Here is a 15,172-nt window from a genome sequence, read left to right as displayed (position 1 = left end):
TAACAACAAGAAAAGGTATTCAAATGAACGCGATCACTCGCCTCGCCACTGTTGTTTCTCTTGCCTCTTTATTTCCTCTCTCTGCGTTGGCAGCTGACTCCAAGGGCACTGTCGAAGTCGTCCACTGGTGGACGTCCGGTGGCGAAGCCGCCGCGGTGAACGTGCTGCGCGATCTGGTCGACAAGGCCGGTTTCACCTGGAAGGACAGCGCCGTCGCTGGGGGCGCGGGTTCTGCGGCCATGACCGTACTGAAGACCCGCGTGGTATCCGGTAATCCACCGGGCGCGGCGCAGATCAAGGGCCCTGACTTGCAGGAATGGGGCGCTTTGGACCTGTTGAGCCCGCTCGATGAAGTGGCCGAGGCCAACAACTGGGATGACCTGCTATCGAAGACCGTATCCGACACCATGAAATACGATGGCCACTACGTGGCGGTGCCGGTGAATATTCACCGCGTCAACTGGTTGTGGATCAACCCGAAAGTATTTGAGAAGGCCGGTGTCGAGAAGGTACCCACCACCCTGGAAGAACTCTATGCCGCTGGCGACAAGCTCAAGGCGGCGGGCTTCGTACCGTTGGCCCACGGTGGTCAGCCTTGGCAGGACAGTACCGTCTTCGAAGGCCTCGTGCTGGGCATCATGGGGGGCGACGGCTTTCACAAAGCATTCGTAGAGCATGATGAGGCGACCCTCACCAGTCCGCAGATGACGGAAGTGTTTACCGCGCTGAAGAAACTCGAGAGCTACATGGACGACAACCGTGCCGGCCGTGACTGGAACCTCGCCACCGCCGAAGTAATTAACGGCAAGGCGGGAATGCAGATCATGGGTGACTGGGCGAAGAGCGAATGGACCGCCGCCGGCAAAGTGGCAGGCAAAGATTACAAGTGCGTTCCGATGCCCGGCACTGCTGGCAGCTACACCTACAACATCGATTCCATCGCCATGTTCAAGCTCAAGGACGAAGGCGACATCGCGGCGCAGCATGCCTTGGCCAGGATCGCCCTGGAGCCCGAATTCCAGTATGTGTTCAACCAGAACAAGGGTTCGATTCCGGTGCGCTCCGACCTGGACATGAGCAAGTTCGACAGCTGCGCCCAAGCGTCGATGGAAGACTTCAAGGAGGCCGACAAGAATGGCCAACTGGAGCCGAGCATGGCGCACAGCATGGCCACCAACCTGGCGGTACAGGGCGCCATCTTCGATGTGGTGACCAACTTCATGAGCGAGAAGAACGCAGACCCAAGCAAGGCTGGCGCTCAACTCTACGCAGCGATCAAATCCGCACAATAGGTTGACGCGGGCCGGCACCCGGCCCGTCTCCTTCGGCAATGCCCCGCGGCAGTACTTCAGTTCTGCCGGAGGGGACGTTCGGCCCGGATTTCACATCTCTGACTGGTAACGCCCGATGAGTGTCACGATGGTATTCCCCAAGGCCTCACCCTTGGATGCGCTGCAGCGCTGGCTTCCTAAATTGGTGGTGGCGCCGACCATGTTGGTGGTCTTGGTCGGCTTCTATGGCTACATCCTCTGGACGCTGGTGCTGTCCTTCACCAACTCCAGCTTTATGCCCAGCTACAAGTGGGTCGGCTTGCAACAATACGCCCGCCTGATGGAGAACGACCGCTGGTGGGTAGCGAGCCAAAACCTGCTGGTGTTTGGCGGCCTGTTTATCGGCATCAGTCTGGTGATCGGCGTGTTTCTCGCGGTGCTGCTGGATCAGCGCATTCGCCGTGAAGGCTTCATTCGTACCGTCTACCTGTACCCGATGGCACTGTCGATGATCGTCACCGGGACCGCGTGGCAGTGGCTGCTCAACCCTGGCCTTGGCATCGACAAGATGCTGCGTGACTGGGGCTGGGAAGGTTTTCGCTTTGACTGGCTGGTCGACCCGGACCGTGTCGTTTATTGCCTTGTGATCGCGGCGGTGTGGCAAGCCTCCGGCTTCGTCATGGCGCTCTTTCTCGCTGGCCTGCGCGGTGTCGACCAATCCATCGTGCGTGCTGCGCAGATCGACGGCGCCAGCCTGCCGAGTATTTACATGCGCATCATCCTGCCGAGCCTTCGACCGGTGTTCTTCAGCGCGGTGATGATCCTCGCGCACATTGCGATCAAGAGTTTCGATCTGGTGGCGGCTATGACCGGGGGAGGGCCCGGTTACGCCTCCGACCTGCCTGCGATGTTCATGTACAACTTCACGTTCAGCCGTGGCCAGATGGGCATCGGCTCGGCCAGCGCGATGATGATGCTGGGCGCGATCCTGGCGATTCTGGTGCCGTACCTCTACTCGGAACTGCGGGGCAAGCGCCATGAATAGAGCATTCAGCCCGAGCCGGCTGGCCATCCATGCCACGTTGCTGCTGGCGGTCGCGTTGTATCTGGTGCCGCTGGTGGTGATGCTGCTGACCAGCTTCAAGACCCCCGACGATATCCGCACTGGCAACCTGTTGTCCTGGCCCGAGGTGTTCACCGTGATCGGCTGGGTCAAGGCCTGGGGCGTGGTCGACGGCTTCTTCTGGAACTCGGTGAAAATCGCCGTACCTGCCGTGCTGATCTCGACGGCAATCGGCGCACTGAATGGCTACGTGTTGTCGATGTGGCGCTTCCGCGGCTCGCAGTTGTTCTTCGGACTGCTGCTGTTCGGCTGCTTCCTGCCGTTCCAGACCGTGTTGCTGCCAGCGTCGTTCACCCTCGGCAAGTTCGGTCTGGCCAACACCACGGCCGGCTTGGTGCTGGTGCATGTGGTCTACGGCATCGCCTTCACCACGTTGTTCTTCCGCAACTACTACGTGAGCGTGCCAAATGCGCTGGTCCGTGCAGCGCGCCTGGACGGTGCAGGTTTCTTCACTATCTTCGGGCGAATCCTGCTGCCCATGTCGACACCGATCATCATGGTCTGCCTGATTTGGCAGTTCACCCAGATCTGGAATGACTTCCTCTTCGGTGTGGTGTTCGCCAGTGGCGACGCCCAGCCCATCACTGTGGCGCTGAACAACCTGGTCAACACCAGCACGGGCGCCAAGGAATACAACGTCGATATGGCTGCCGCGATGATCGCGGGGCTGCCAACGCTGGTGGTGTACATCCTCGCCGGCAAGTATTTCCTGCGCGGGCTTACGGCCGGCGCGGTCAAGGGTTAGGAGAACGACCATGGCTGCACTTGAACTCTGCAATGTCCGCAAGAGCTATCCCGGAAGCGCCCACGACACGCTGAAAGACATTGATCTGAAAATTGACGACGGTGAATTTCTGATCCTCGTCGGTCCGTCCGGCTGCGGAAAATCCACGTTGATGAACTGCATTGCCGGTCTGGAGGACATCACCGGCGGCGAAATTCGAGTCGACGGCGCTGACATCAGTTCCGCCAGCCCGAAGGATCGCGACATCGCGATGGTGTTTCAGTCCTACGCGCTGTACCCGACCATGACCGTGCAGGAAAACATCGCCTTCGGCCTGAAGATGCGCAAGGTCCCGGCGGTGAAGATTGAGGAAGAAGTATCGAGAGTGGCCAAGCTGCTGCAGATCGAACACCTGCTTGGACGAAAGCCCTCGCAGTTGTCAGGAGGCCAGCAGCAGCGCGTGGCGATGGGGCGTGCCCTTGCGCGGCGCCCGAAGATCTATCTGTTCGATGAACCGCTGTCGAACCTTGATGCAAAGTTGCGTGTGGAGATGCGTACCGAGATCAAGCTGATGCACCAGCGCCTGAAGACCACCACGGTGTATGTCACCCATGACCAGATCGAGGCGATGACGCTTGGCGACAAGGTAGCGGTGATGAAGGATGGCATCGTCCAGCAGTTCGGCACGCCGAAAGAGATCTACAACAGCCCGGCCAATTTGTTCGTCGCAAGCTTTATCGGGTCCCCGCCGATGAACTTCATCCCGCTGCGCCTGAGCCGTGATGCTGGTGGCTGGCGAGCACTGCTTGAGAGCGGTCAGGATCGCTGCGAGCTGCCGCTGAACCTGGTCGATGCCGACTCGCTGGAAGGGCGCGAAGTGCTGCTCGGGATTCGGCCCGAGCAAATCAGCATCGGTGCGCAGAGCAGCCTGCCATCGTTGCGAGCCGAAGTGCAGGTCATTGAGCCGACCGGCCCGGATACGATGATTTTTGTCAGCCTCAATCAGACCAAGGTTTGCTGTCGCCTGGCACCGGACGTTGCGCCAAGCCCGGGCGAAAGCCTGACGTTGCAGTTCGAGCCCGACAAGGTGCTGCTGTTCGATGCCCAGACCGGCGAGCGGTTGGGCGTAGCGCCCGGCAATGGCTCGACGGGCCGCAACGGAACGGTTACGCGGCTGGTTGCCCGCTGAATGCGGTCATCGATTCGGTGTGGGAAAAAAGCTTGGTCGCGGGATATCAGCGTACCGGCGTAGAACCTGTCTGAATGTTATTGATGGTCCTGGTTTTTCAGCGGCCCGAGGCGAGTGCCCTAGGGCCGTAAAAGTCGAACCGTAGCACGCATGATGCGGGCTTGCGGATCGGAAGGAGAGCCTATCCCGGCTCGATCCAACGGCAGTAACAACAATAAGAGCTAATTGGAGCGGATATGAAAAAAACCACACGCCTGGGCCTTGCGGTGTCGCTGGCCAGTCTCGCCATGCCGTTTGCTGCGCAGGCACTGGACTTCAACGGCTATGTACGAAGCGGTATCGGCGAATCGAGCGCTAGCGAATCGCAAGCCTGTTTTCAGCTGCCAGGCGCACCGTCCAAGTTCCGACTGGGCAACGAGTGCGAACAGTATGCGGAGTTGGGTTTGCGGCAGGACCTGTTCACGCTCGACGACGGTTCGGTGCTAAGTGTCGAGGGCATGGCTGCGCTGTACAACGAATACGATCACACGCCTAAATTCACCGGTGATCATGGCTGGGCCCGGTTAGTTCAGGCCTACGCTGAGTGGAGCAAGGTGCCGGCGCTGAATAACGGCTCGTTTTGGGCAGGGCGGCGCTTCTACAAGCGGAACGACATTCATATTTCTGACTTTTACTACTGGAACCAGAGCGCAACCGGTGCCGGTATCGAAGATATGGAAATTGGCGGCTTGAAATACAGCTACGCCTTTTCCCGCAAGGACAACGTGTTCCAAGAAAATTACATCAATCGTCACGACTTCAACGTTGGTGGCTTCGACAGTAACCCTGGCGGAGAGCTTGAGTTCGGTGTCAGTTATATCGACGAACCGGACCGCGATGATGCCAACAGCGGCTGGTCGGTTACTGCTCAGCACAAACAAATCGGCTTTCTTGGTGGCAGCAACACTTTCGCCCTGCAATACGGCGAGGGTCCGGGTACCGGGCTTGGCTATACCGGTGACGTCACGTTAGACAGCAGCGCCAAGAGCTGGCGAGTGGTGGAATACTTTGATTGGCAGGTCACGCCGCGTTTCGGTGGCCAGTTCCAGGCGGTCTATCAGAAGGACAAGCGTCAGGATGGCGGAGATCAGGACTGGATTTCCGTTGGCGTCCGTCCAGTTTATGCGTTGACTGAGCAATTCAAGCTGGTTGCAGAGGTCGGTCATGATCAGATCGATGCGCCGGAGGGCACGCGCAAACTGACCAAATTTACCGTTGCACCGACCTGGTCGCCGGCGGGGCCGGATTTTTGGGCTCGCCCGGAATTCCGCCTGTACTACACCTACGCTCAGTGGAACGACGCCGCGCAGGAAGCGGCGAATCTGATGGCGGCCGGGAGCGCGTTGTCCGATACCGGCGCGTTCGATAATGCCCAGCACGGCTCCAATTTCGGTGTGCAGGTCGAATACTGGTGGGATTGATCGAGCCGATAGCCTAATTCCGTTAGAACCTCCAGACAGCGGGGGCCTCTACTGAGCGGTAAGCGGTAGGGCCCCAGCTAAACCGGAGGTGGTTTTTGGGCGATAAGGCGAAGAATCCATGCGTCAGCGTTTGCAAACTCAAAGACGATATCTGCATCGGCTGCGGTCGGAGCAGGGACGAGATGAAAGCCTGGAAGGGTATGAAGAACAAGGAACGCAAGGCGGTCAACGAAGTGGCCGCCAGCCGGCTCAAGGCGTTGGGCAAGGCAAAAAAGAAAAAGAAGTGATCAGCTGTCCTCGGTCGGATAGCGGGTCGCCATCAGACTTTCCTTTATCTTGCGCAAATGCGGTTGAAAATCGACGCCGCGCCGCAGCGTCACGCCAGCGGCCAATGCGTCGAGTACCGTTAATTGGATGATTCGCGAGGTCATCGGCATATATATGTCGGTATCTTCCGGCAGCGGAATATCCAGGCTCAGCGTGCAGACCCTGGCGAGTGGTGAATCCGCTGCGGTCAGCCCCAGTACGGAAGCACCGTTGTCACGGGCAATCGTCGCTGCTTCCACCAATTCTCGGGTCCGACCGGTGTATGAAATGATCACGAACAGGTCACCGGTATGGGCCACCGATGCGAGCATTCGCTGCATCAATACATCCACATGCGCGGTCACTGGCAGGTTGAATCGGAAAAACTTGTGCTGAGCATCCAGTGCCACGGATGCCGATGCGCCCAGTCCGAAGAAATGAATCTGGCGGGCCTGAATCATCAGGTCCACCGCATGGCTCACCACCAGTGGATCGATTGCGCGGCAGGCGCTGTCGAGGGACGCGATGGCGCTGCCGAAGATTTTTCTCGTATATGCCTCAGGCCCGTCATTTGCTTCGACCGCGCGGCTGACGTAAGCGGCACCGCTGGCCAGACTTTGCGCCAACTGAAGCTTCAGCGCCGGATAGCCTGCTGCACCAAACGATCGGCAGAAACGATTTACCGTTGGTTCGCTGACCTTTGCCGCCTGCGCCAGCGCTGCAATGCTGTAGCGGGTCGCTTCCTGGGGATCGCGCAGGATCACTTCGGCAACCTTTCGCTCCGCCTTGTTCAGCTCATCGAGCCTATTTTTTATCTGTTCCAAGAGATTTTTCATGCGATCCATGTCTCTTCCTTCAAGGGCTCGCGCCCGTGCCGCTGATAATAGCGAACTCGATGTGCGAAAAAATCGTTTGATGTTGTTTTAATAACAACATTTTGTGCTTAAACTGCGCAGATAAACCTGTCACGCAGCTTAATTTGGTTAATATAAAAATCATGCCTGCTATTACTGTTGACGCGACCAACTTTGCTTTGTTCGGCGCCTTGGGCGATCTGGCGCTGCGCAAGCTGTTTCCGGCACTTTACCAGCTCGAGCGTGCGGGACTGCTCAATAGCGATACACGCATCCTGGCGCTCTCACGCGACCAAGGTGAGCCGTCGACTCATCTCGAGCGAATCGACCAAGCCTTGCGTCGCTATGTTCCGGCGGCGCAGTTGGACGAAACAGCACTAACCCGGTTTCAGGCGCGGCTGCAGTACCTGACCATCGATTTCCGCAACGCTGAGGATTATGCAGCGCTGGCGCAAATGGTCTCCCCAGACATGCCGCTGATCGCCTATTTCGCCACGCCTGCGTCGGTTTACGGATCGATCTGTGAGCACCTCGCAGCGGCCGGATTGGCCGAGCAGACGCGCGTCGTGCTGGAAAAGCCGATCGGTCACGACCTTGAGTCTTCGCGGGTAGTCAACGATGCGGTGGCGCAATATTTTCCCGAGACGCGCATTTACCGGATCGACCACTATCTTGGCAAGGAGACAGTGCAGAACCTGATCGCGCTGCGCTTTGCTAACAGCCTGTTCGAGACGCAGTGGAATCAGCATCACATCTCCCATGTGGAGATCACCGTCGCGGAGACCGTTGGCATCGAAGGGCGATGGGGCTATTTCGACCAGGCCGGACAGCTGCGCGACATGATCCAGAATCACCTGCTTCAGCTGCTGTGCCTGATCGCGATGGACCCGCCAAGCGATCTCACGGCCGACAGTATCCGCGATGAGAAGGTCAAAGTACTCAAGGCGTTGGCGCCGATCACACCGGAGCGACTCGGCAAGCAAGTAGTGCGCGGCCAGTACGTCGCCGGTTCGGTCGCGGGCAAGGCGGTTCCTGGTTATCTGGAGGAAGAAAACTCCAACGCCGAAAGCAGCACGGAGACCTTTGTCGCGCTGCGCGCCGATATCTGTAATTGGCGCTGGTCTGGTGTGCCTTTCTATCTGCGGACCGGCAAGCGCATGGGCGAAAAGGTTTCGCAGATCGTTATCCATTTCAAGGAGCCGCCGTTTTATATCTTTGCCCCGGAACAGCGTTCGTTGATCAGCAACCGGCTGATTATTCGTCTGCAGCCGGACGAGGGCATCTCGCTGCAAGTGATGACGAAGGAGCAGGGGCTCGATAAAGGCATGCATCTTCGCAGCGGCCCTTTGCAACTGAACTTCTCCGAGACCTATAAGAGCTCGCGCATTCCTGATGCCTATGAGCGTTTGCTGCTTGAGGTCATGCAAGGTAATCAGAACCTGTTCGTGCGTAAGGACGAGATCGAATACGCCTGGAAATGGTGCGATCAGCTGATCGATGGCTGGTCACGTATTGGTGATGCGCCGAAGGCTTACCCAGCCGGATCCTGGGGCCCCGTCGCATCCATTGCCTTGATCACGCGTGATGGGAGGTCCTGGTATGGCGATCTCTGAGCTGGAGCTACCGTCGGATGTAGTCGCGCATAGCCTTGCCGGTCCTGAACAGCTGGCACAGGCGCTGGCCGAGCGGGTCGCGAAAGCGCTGGATTACGCCGTGAATTCCCATGGCAGCGCCAGTCTGGTGGTGTCGGGTGGACGCAGCCCTACCGCGTTCCTTGAGGCGCTCTCGACCCGTGAGCTGGACTGGGCGAAGGTGCAGGTCAGTCTCGCGGATGAGCGCTGGGTCGACGTAGCCGATCCAGATAGCAACGAAGGCTTACTGCGTCGCCACTTGCTGCAGAACGAGGCCGCCGACGCGCAACTGCTCGGCCTTTATCAGCCGGCCGATACGCTGGAGCAGGCGGCTAAGTTGGCAGGTGACAGGTTGGAAAGCTTCAAGCAGCCTATCGACGTACTGGTGCTCGGCATGGGCAACGACGGTCATACCGCCTCGTTGTTTCCAAATAGCCCGCTGCTTGCGCAGGGGCTCGATGTCGACGGAACCGACCATTGCCTGCCAATGCTGGCGCCTACCAGCCCGGAGCAGCGCATCACCATGACCTATTCGCTATTGGCGTCTGCCCGGGTCCAGTGTCTGGCGATCCAGGGGTCGTCCAAGCTCGAGACGTTGCGTCAGGCCATGCGGCTCGAAACCTTGCAGATGCCGATCCGCGCATTCCTGCATTCCCCTTTAGAGATCTACTGGTGCCCGTAAGGCCCGAGGACTTTTCCATGACTATGGACCAGAAAAACGCGCTGATCGAGAAGATCTGTACCGAAGCCCGCATCCTTCCGGTAATCACCATCGGCAGCGAGGATCAGATCCTGCCGTTGGCCGACGCCCTTGCTGCAGGCGGGCTGAAGGCGCTGGAGATTACCCTGCGCTCGAAGCACGGGCTCACCGCCATCCGGCGTTTGCGCCAAGAGCGACCCGAGCTCTGTGTAGGCGCCGGGACGGTGCTCGACAAGCGCATGATGGATGAGGTCGAGGCGGCTGGAGCCCAGTTCATCGTCTCGCCCGGTTCCACGGATGAGCTGCTACAAGCCGGGGTGAACTGTTCGGTGCCGCTGCTGGCCGGCATTAGCAACGCATCGGACATCATGCGCGGCTATGCGCTCGGTTATCGCCGCTTCAAGCTGTTCCCGGCCGAGGTGTGTGGTGGCGTCGCTGCGATCAAGGCGCTCGGCGGACCTTTCGCTGATGTGCGCTTTTGCCCAACCGGAGGAGTCAGTGCCGCTAACGCATCGCAGTACCTGGCGCTCCCCAACGTAATGTGCGTTGGCGGTACCTGGATGATTGATGCCGCTGCACTGAAGAACAACGACTGGGCAAGCATTCAGCAGGCCACAGCGGAAGCTCTGGCTGCGCTGGACAAAGCCTGAGAAAAGCAGACATCGCCGCGCGTGGAAGCTGGCCGCGCGAGGCTTGTCTGGGCTGCTAACCTCTCTAGTGCTTCACTGACCCGTTACGCGTATAGTGCGCGACCTTTCTATCGGAACTGCCACACCGGGAGGTGCCCAGATGACCGAACACGAAGATTCAACCCCTCATATTGCCCACGGCGAAAAGCTGCAGAAGGTCCTTGCCCGCATCGGCCTGGCTTCGCGGCGCGATGTGGAAAATTGGATTGCCGCTGGCCGGGTCAAGGTCAACGGTGCCATCGCGACTCTCGGCCAGCGTGTCGATCTGCATGACGCCATTGCAGTTGATGGGCGCCTACTCAAACGAGAAGAAGCCGCTGAAGTGGTCCGCCGCGTGCTGATCTACAACAAGCCCGATGGCGAGATTTGTACCCGTGACGATCCCGAAGGCCGCCCGACTGTATTCGATCGCCTGCCTCGTCCGAAGGAAGGTCGTTGGATCAATATCGGACGGCTCGATATCAATACCACCGGTCTGCTGCTGTTCACCACGGATGGCGAGCTGGCCAATCGCCTGATGCATCCTTCGTACGAGATGGATCGGGAGTATGCGGTGCGGGTACGTGGTGAGGTTGATGACGAAATGATTGAGCGTCTGAAGACCGGCGTTATGCTCGAAGACGGTCCAGCGCGCTTTACCGATATTCAGGAAGCACCTGGGGGGGAAGGCTTTAACCATTGGTACCACTGCGTGGTGATGGAAGGCCGTAACCGTGAGGTTCGCCGTCTCTGGGAATCCCAGGGGTTGGTAGTCAGCCGTCTGAAACGCGTGCGGTTCGGCCCGGTATTCATGACATCCGATCTACCGATGGGGCGCTGGCGCGAGATGTCCCAAAGCGAAGTCGACATTCTCAGCGAGGAGGTCGGCCTCAAGCCGATGGCTCTGCCGGGGATGAAGGCAAAGGCCAAGGACAAACTTGATCGTATGCAGCGCAAGGTGGCCAAGCCCATCGGACGCGGCGACCGTCGCCCTAGGGTGCTTCGCTCGGCCCATGATGCTGATGTGTCCAGTGATGGCGGCAAGGGCCGCGGTGCCCGCGGCGATCAGCCGGCACGCAAGCCGCGTGATTCCGACGAGCGCAGCAAGCCAAGCCGCGGTACGCCAGTGGCGGAGCGACCGAACGCTGCAGGCCCTGGTAAACGTCCTGGGCGTGTAGGCGGCAAGCCATCGTCGACCAAGCGCAGTGGCCCGCCGACCAGCGAGGGACAACGCCCTGGCTTCGGTCGTGGCGATCGCTCCAAGCGTCCATGATGACCAAAGCGTAATGCATAGAAAAGGGCGAGGCCGGTGGTGGCCTCGCCCTTTTTCGTTTTGTTGTTGTTTGGGTTACTGGGCGTCTAGTGCCTGTCCATTTACGCCAATACTATCCGCTCCCATGAGATACAGGTAAACCGGCAGGATGTCCTGCGGTAGCGGATTTACGACCGGGTTTTCGCCCGGATAGGCCTTTGCACGCATATCCGTGCGGGTCGCGCCTGGGTTGATGCTATTGCTACGCACGGAACTTACACCGTCGAGCTCGTCCGCCAATACTTGCATAAGCCCTTCCGTGGCGAACTTCGATACTGCATAGCCGCCCCAGTAGGCTCGGCCTTTTCGTCCAACGCCGCTCGACGTGAATATCACCGAAGCATCAGTCGACAATTTGAGCAGAGGTAGCAGCGTGCTGGTGAGCATAAAGGCAGCGTTGACATTCACCTGCATCACTCGCATGAAGTTTTCGCCGGACAGTTGTTCGATCGGCGTGCGCGGGCCGACAATTCCTGCATTGTGTAACAGGCCGTCCAGCCGTCCGAATTCACGCTCGACCGTTGCTGCGAGCTCGTCGTATTGATGCGGCAGCGCGGTTTCCAAATTGAACGGTATTACGGCTGGTTGCGGCCAGCCGGCGGCCTCGATCTCGTCGTAGACCCTGTTGAGGTTTTCTTCATTCTTGCCCAACAGCAGAACGGTAGCCCCATGGGCTGCGTAGGCTTTTGCTACGGCTTCGCCAATTCCGCGACCAGCGCCGGTCACTACGATGATCCGATCCTTTAGCAGGTCGGGGCGGGCTGAGTACTCGAACATCTAAAGCCTCATTTATTCAGAACTAGGGCGATTACCCAGCGGTTGTTAACAAAAAAGGGAGGTATGGGCAGTCAGCTGCTGCCAAGCGCATTAGCCAACACGGCACGCAGTTCGAGCGGGTGATCGACGACCACGTCCGCGCCCCAGGTGTCCGGGTTGTCTTCGGGGTGAATATATCCATAGCGTACCGCAGCCGTTCGGCTGCCAGCTGCACGTCCCGATTCGATGTCGCGCAGGTCGTCACCCACGAACAGAACCGTCAGTGGGTCGAGACCCAGTTGGCTGCATGCCAGCAGCATCGGCTCCGGATCTGGTTTACTTCTGCTGACATGATCGGGACAGACCAGCACTGCGGAGCGGGATGCCAGGCCCAACTGTTGCATGATTGGCTCGGCGAAACGCAACGGCTTGTTAGTCACGACGCCCCATAGCAGGCCCGCCCGCTCGATATCGGCCAGCAGTTCCGCCATGCCGTCATAGAGCTGGCTTTCAACCGCGCAATGGTCTTGATAGCGGTCCAGAAACTCCAGGCGTAGGGTTTCGAACTCGTCTGATAGCGGGTCGATATCGAAAGCACTGAGCACCATCGCTCGGGCTCCTCCAGAGACGACGTCACGAACCTGCTGATCTGGAACACGATCAAGGCCGCGGGCGAATCGCATGGCCTGGGCGACAGCAATAAAATCGGGCGCGGTATCGAGTAGCGTTCCGTCCATATCGAATAAAACAGCGTGCAGACGCATTAGACCTCCCGTAGCGTCTGGACCATGTAGTTCACATCTACGTCCGATGAGAGTTTGTAGTGTTTGGTTAAGGGGTTGTAAGTCAGGCCAATGATGTTCTTGACTGCAAGCCCGACTTCACGGCTCCAAGCGCCGAGTTCTGAAGGGCGAATGAACTTTCGGTAATCATGGGTACCGCGCGGCAGAAGTTGTAGCAGATATTCTGCCCCGATGATGGCGAAAGCATAGGCCTTAGGGTTGCGGTTGATGGTGGAGAAAAATACTTGCCCGCCAGGTTTCACCATCTTATAGCAAGCGCGGATCACCGAAGCTGGATCGGGTACGTGCTCTAACATCTCCAGACATGTCACTACATCGAACTGTTCCGGACGTTCTTCGGCAAGCTCTTCTGCGGTGATCTGCTGGTAATCGATTTCGAGGCCTGATTCGAGCAGATGTAGCCGGGCAACCGATAGAGGGGCTTCGCCCATGTCGATGCCGGTCACCGTAGCGCCGCGCTGGGCCATGGCTTCACTGAGAATCCCGCCACCGCAGCCCACGTCTAGAACCTTCTTGCCAGCCAATGGAAAATGTTCGTCGATCCAGTTCACCCGAAGCGGATTGATCTCGTGCAGTGGCTTGAACTCACTTTCACGGTCCCACCAGCGGTGAGCAAGGGCTTCGAATTTGGCGATTTCGGCATGGTCGACGTTGCTCATGATCTATTCCGTTTGAAAGCTTGAAGGAGAAGCTTGAGCCGCAAATGCTCATGTTGCCAGCTTCCATCAGACGAAGGGGCTATGGTGAGGTGCATTGTGTACGTCAATTTGTCACGGGGCGCCGGTCCTGTTTGGGCTCAGCGCTTGGAACCAATCTTCTTTCCCCACTCTTGGGCTGTTGCTATAAGACGATCTTCGTCCATGCGCGTCAGCTGACGATCATCTAATAGTTGCTTGCCGCCCACCCATACATGGCGTACACAGTCTCGGCCGCTGGAGTAGATCAGCTGGGATACCGGATCATAAATAGGCTGTTGCGCAAGGCGCGACAAATCGAACGCCACCATGTCGGCAAACTTTCCGATCTCTAGCGAGCCAGTATGCTCGTCCAGCCCAAGCGCGCGGGCGCCATTGAGCGTAGCCATGCGGAGTGCTCTGTGAGCGTCGAGCGCTGTAGCCGAGCCCGCGACGGCTTTTGCTAACAGCGCGGCGGTGCGTGTTTCACCCAGCAGATCGAGATCATTGTTGCTGGCGGCACCATCGGTGCCGATTGCGACGTTGATGCCAGCCTCCCACAAGCGCTCCACTGGGCAGAAGCCGCTTGCCAGCTTTAGATTGGACTCGGGGCAGTGGATCACACTGCAGTTGTTTTCAACCAGCAGGGCAATATCGCCGTCATCGATCTGGGTCATATGAACCGCTTGGAAGCGCGGGCCCAGAAGCTGCAGGCGGGCCAGCCGCGCGAGTGGCCGCTCGCCATGCTTGCTGAGAGCCTCTTCCACCTCGTGTGCAGTTTCGTGGACATGCATATGAATGCCGATGTCCATTTCCGCCACGAGCGTGCGGATGCTTTCTAGCTTATCGTCAGCGACTGAATACGGTGCATGTGGGCCAAAGGCGATGCTCAGTCTGGGATGATGTTTGAGATCATCAAACAGCGCTACGCCCTTGCGTAGCGCCTCATTGGCGTCTCGCGCGCCAGGGATTGGGAAGTCCAATACCGGAATGGTTATCTGTGCCCTGATTCCGTTGTCATGAACGAGTTGACTGACGACTTCTGGAAAGAAGTACATGTCGGAAAAACAGGTAATGCCGCTCTGTAGCTGCTCGGCTATCGCTAGCTCGCTACCCGCATGCACAAACGCTTCGTCGACCCACCTGCTTTCCGCCGGCCAAATATGCTCACGCAACCATGTCATCAGAGGTAGATCGTCAGCCAGCCCGCGGAACAAAGTCATCGCCGCATGGCCATGCGCATTGACAAGCCCGGGCGCTAAAAGCATTCCTGCAAGATCACGTGTCTCCTTTGTTGCGTACTTCGTGGCGGCCTCGCGCGGTGCGATCAATACGATGCGTCCGTCGCGGATACCCAGCGCATGGTTTTCTAAAACGACACCAGCCGGCTCGACTGGTACGAGCCAGCTAGGAAGCAGAAGTAGGTCAAGCGGGCCGGCAAGGGTATACGACATGTGGACCAACAAGCTGAGCAGGGGAGGCTGCCAGTGTAAAGCCTGTGGAACACAGTTTGAAGGTAACAGAGGAAACTCTAAGGATTGGACTGCCGTTATCAAACGTGCTGCCTATATGTGGATGAGCCTTAGCCTTGCGGCACTATTCTCCAATAAGTCCCCAAATACTGATTGACGCCTCGTTTTGAGCCCCTATAATGCGCACCTTCTCCGGCGCAGGTCTTTGGTTAAACCTCTTGTAAATCAA

Annotated in this window: 15 protein-coding genes; 10 read left to right on the top strand and 5 right to left on the bottom strand. The window is 58.4% G+C overall.

From position 1 onward, the window contains the following. Window positions 1–23: 23 nt before the first annotated feature. The 6 genes from D7241_RS15855 to D7241_RS15830 all read left to right on the top strand — a co-directional run bounded on the left by D7241_RS15855 (window position 24) and on the right by D7241_RS15830 (window position 6,054). Window positions 24–1,292 (top strand): ABC transporter substrate-binding protein, encoded by a 1,269-nt coding sequence (locus tag D7241_RS15855; RefSeq protein ID WP_408102352.1) that lies wholly within the window; start codon window positions 24–26, stop codon window positions 1,290–1,292. A 115-nt stretch (window positions 1,293–1,407) separates the two neighbouring features. Beyond that, window positions 1,408–2,316 carry a carbohydrate ABC transporter permease gene (locus tag D7241_RS15850; protein ID WP_255978215.1) on the top strand — a complete coding sequence of 303 codons (909 nt, stop codon included), beginning with the start codon at window positions 1,408–1,410 and terminating at the stop codon, window positions 2,314–2,316. Next, window positions 2,309–3,139 carry a carbohydrate ABC transporter permease gene (locus tag D7241_RS15845; protein WP_408102351.1) on the top strand — a complete coding sequence of 277 codons (831 nt, stop codon included), beginning with the start codon at window positions 2,309–2,311 and terminating at the stop codon, window positions 3,137–3,139. The genes D7241_RS15850 and D7241_RS15845 overlap by 8 nt, the downstream gene beginning before the upstream one ends. A 10-nt stretch (window positions 3,140–3,149) precedes the next feature. After that, window positions 3,150–4,307: an ABC transporter ATP-binding protein gene (locus D7241_RS15840; protein ID WP_408102350.1), complete on the top strand. Its 1,158-nt coding sequence runs from the start codon at window positions 3,150–3,152 to the stop codon at window positions 4,305–4,307. A 236-nt stretch (window positions 4,308–4,543) separates the two neighbouring features. Beyond that, the gene (locus D7241_RS15835; protein WP_255978209.1) at window positions 4,544–5,767 is read left to right on the top strand and encodes a carbohydrate porin; all 1,224 of its coding nucleotides are present in this window, start codon (window positions 4,544–4,546) and stop codon (window positions 5,765–5,767) included. A 95-nt stretch (window positions 5,768–5,862) separates the two neighbouring features. After that, window positions 5,863–6,054 carry a DUF1289 domain-containing protein gene (locus D7241_RS15830; protein ID WP_255978207.1) on the top strand — a complete coding sequence of 64 codons (192 nt, stop codon included), beginning with the start codon at window positions 5,863–5,865 and terminating at the stop codon, window positions 6,052–6,054. Here D7241_RS15830 and D7241_RS15825 read toward each other — a convergent pair whose 3' ends face one another. Then, window positions 6,055–6,918, bottom strand: a complete 864-nt coding sequence (locus D7241_RS15825; protein ID WP_272887263.1) for a MurR/RpiR family transcriptional regulator — start codon at window positions 6,916–6,918, stop codon at window positions 6,055–6,057. It abuts the gene before it with no gap. Between the two features lie 152 nt (window positions 6,919–7,070). Between D7241_RS15825 and zwf the strand changes: the two genes are divergently transcribed. The 4 genes from zwf to rluB all read left to right on the top strand — a co-directional run bounded on the left by zwf (window position 7,071) and on the right by rluB (window position 11,199). Then, complete coding sequence (zwf, locus tag D7241_RS15820; RefSeq protein WP_408102349.1) at window positions 7,071–8,540, top strand: glucose-6-phosphate dehydrogenase; 1,470 nt, start codon at window positions 7,071–7,073, stop codon at window positions 8,538–8,540. Beyond that, on the top strand, window positions 8,527–9,240 hold the full coding sequence (pgl, locus tag D7241_RS15815; protein ID WP_408102348.1) for a 6-phosphogluconolactonase: 714 nt from the start codon (window positions 8,527–8,529) through the stop codon (window positions 9,238–9,240). Before zwf ends, pgl begins: the two co-directional genes overlap by 14 nt. 17 nt (window positions 9,241–9,257) lie before the next feature. After that, entirely contained in the window at window positions 9,258–9,908 is a 651-nt protein-coding gene (locus D7241_RS15810) for a bifunctional 4-hydroxy-2-oxoglutarate aldolase/2-dehydro-3-deoxy-phosphogluconate aldolase (protein ID WP_408102347.1), read from the top strand. A 139-nt stretch (window positions 9,909–10,047) separates the two neighbouring features. After that, complete coding sequence (gene rluB, locus D7241_RS15805) at window positions 10,048–11,199, top strand: 23S rRNA pseudouridine(2605) synthase RluB (RefSeq protein WP_408102346.1); 1,152 nt, start codon at window positions 10,048–10,050, stop codon at window positions 11,197–11,199. A 75-nt stretch (window positions 11,200–11,274) separates the two neighbouring features. Here rluB and D7241_RS15800 read toward each other — a convergent pair whose 3' ends face one another. The 4 genes from D7241_RS15800 to D7241_RS15785 all read right to left on the bottom strand — a co-directional run bounded on the left by D7241_RS15800 (window position 11,275) and on the right by D7241_RS15785 (window position 14,925). After that, complete coding sequence (locus tag D7241_RS15800; RefSeq protein WP_408102345.1) at window positions 11,275–12,015, bottom strand: YciK family oxidoreductase; 741 nt, start codon at window positions 12,013–12,015, stop codon at window positions 11,275–11,277. Between the two features lie 71 nt (window positions 12,016–12,086). After that, window positions 12,087–12,758: an N-acetylmuramic acid 6-phosphate phosphatase MupP gene (mupP, locus tag D7241_RS15795; protein ID WP_408102344.1), complete on the bottom strand. Its 672-nt coding sequence runs from the start codon at window positions 12,756–12,758 to the stop codon at window positions 12,087–12,089. Next, on the bottom strand, window positions 12,758–13,456 hold the full coding sequence (gene ubiG, locus D7241_RS15790) for a bifunctional 2-polyprenyl-6-hydroxyphenol methylase/3-demethylubiquinol 3-O-methyltransferase UbiG (protein ID WP_408102343.1): 699 nt from the start codon (window positions 13,454–13,456) through the stop codon (window positions 12,758–12,760). The genes mupP and ubiG overlap by 1 nt, the downstream gene beginning before the upstream one ends. 137 nt (window positions 13,457–13,593) lie before the next feature. After that, window positions 13,594–14,925 (bottom strand): TRZ/ATZ family hydrolase, encoded by a 1,332-nt coding sequence (locus D7241_RS15785; protein ID WP_408102342.1) that lies wholly within the window; start codon window positions 14,923–14,925, stop codon window positions 13,594–13,596. Window positions 14,926–15,172: the final 247 nt, after the last annotated feature.

Origin of the sequence: Stutzerimonas sp. VN223-3 (assembly GCF_045999685.1) — a bacterium.
In the GTDB taxonomy this organism is placed as follows: Bacteria; Pseudomonadota; Gammaproteobacteria; order Pseudomonadales; family Pseudomonadaceae; genus Stutzerimonas; species Stutzerimonas stutzeri_AR.
Note: the sequence above shows the minus strand (reverse complement) of the source record. Positions and strands in the feature narration are given on the sequence as shown.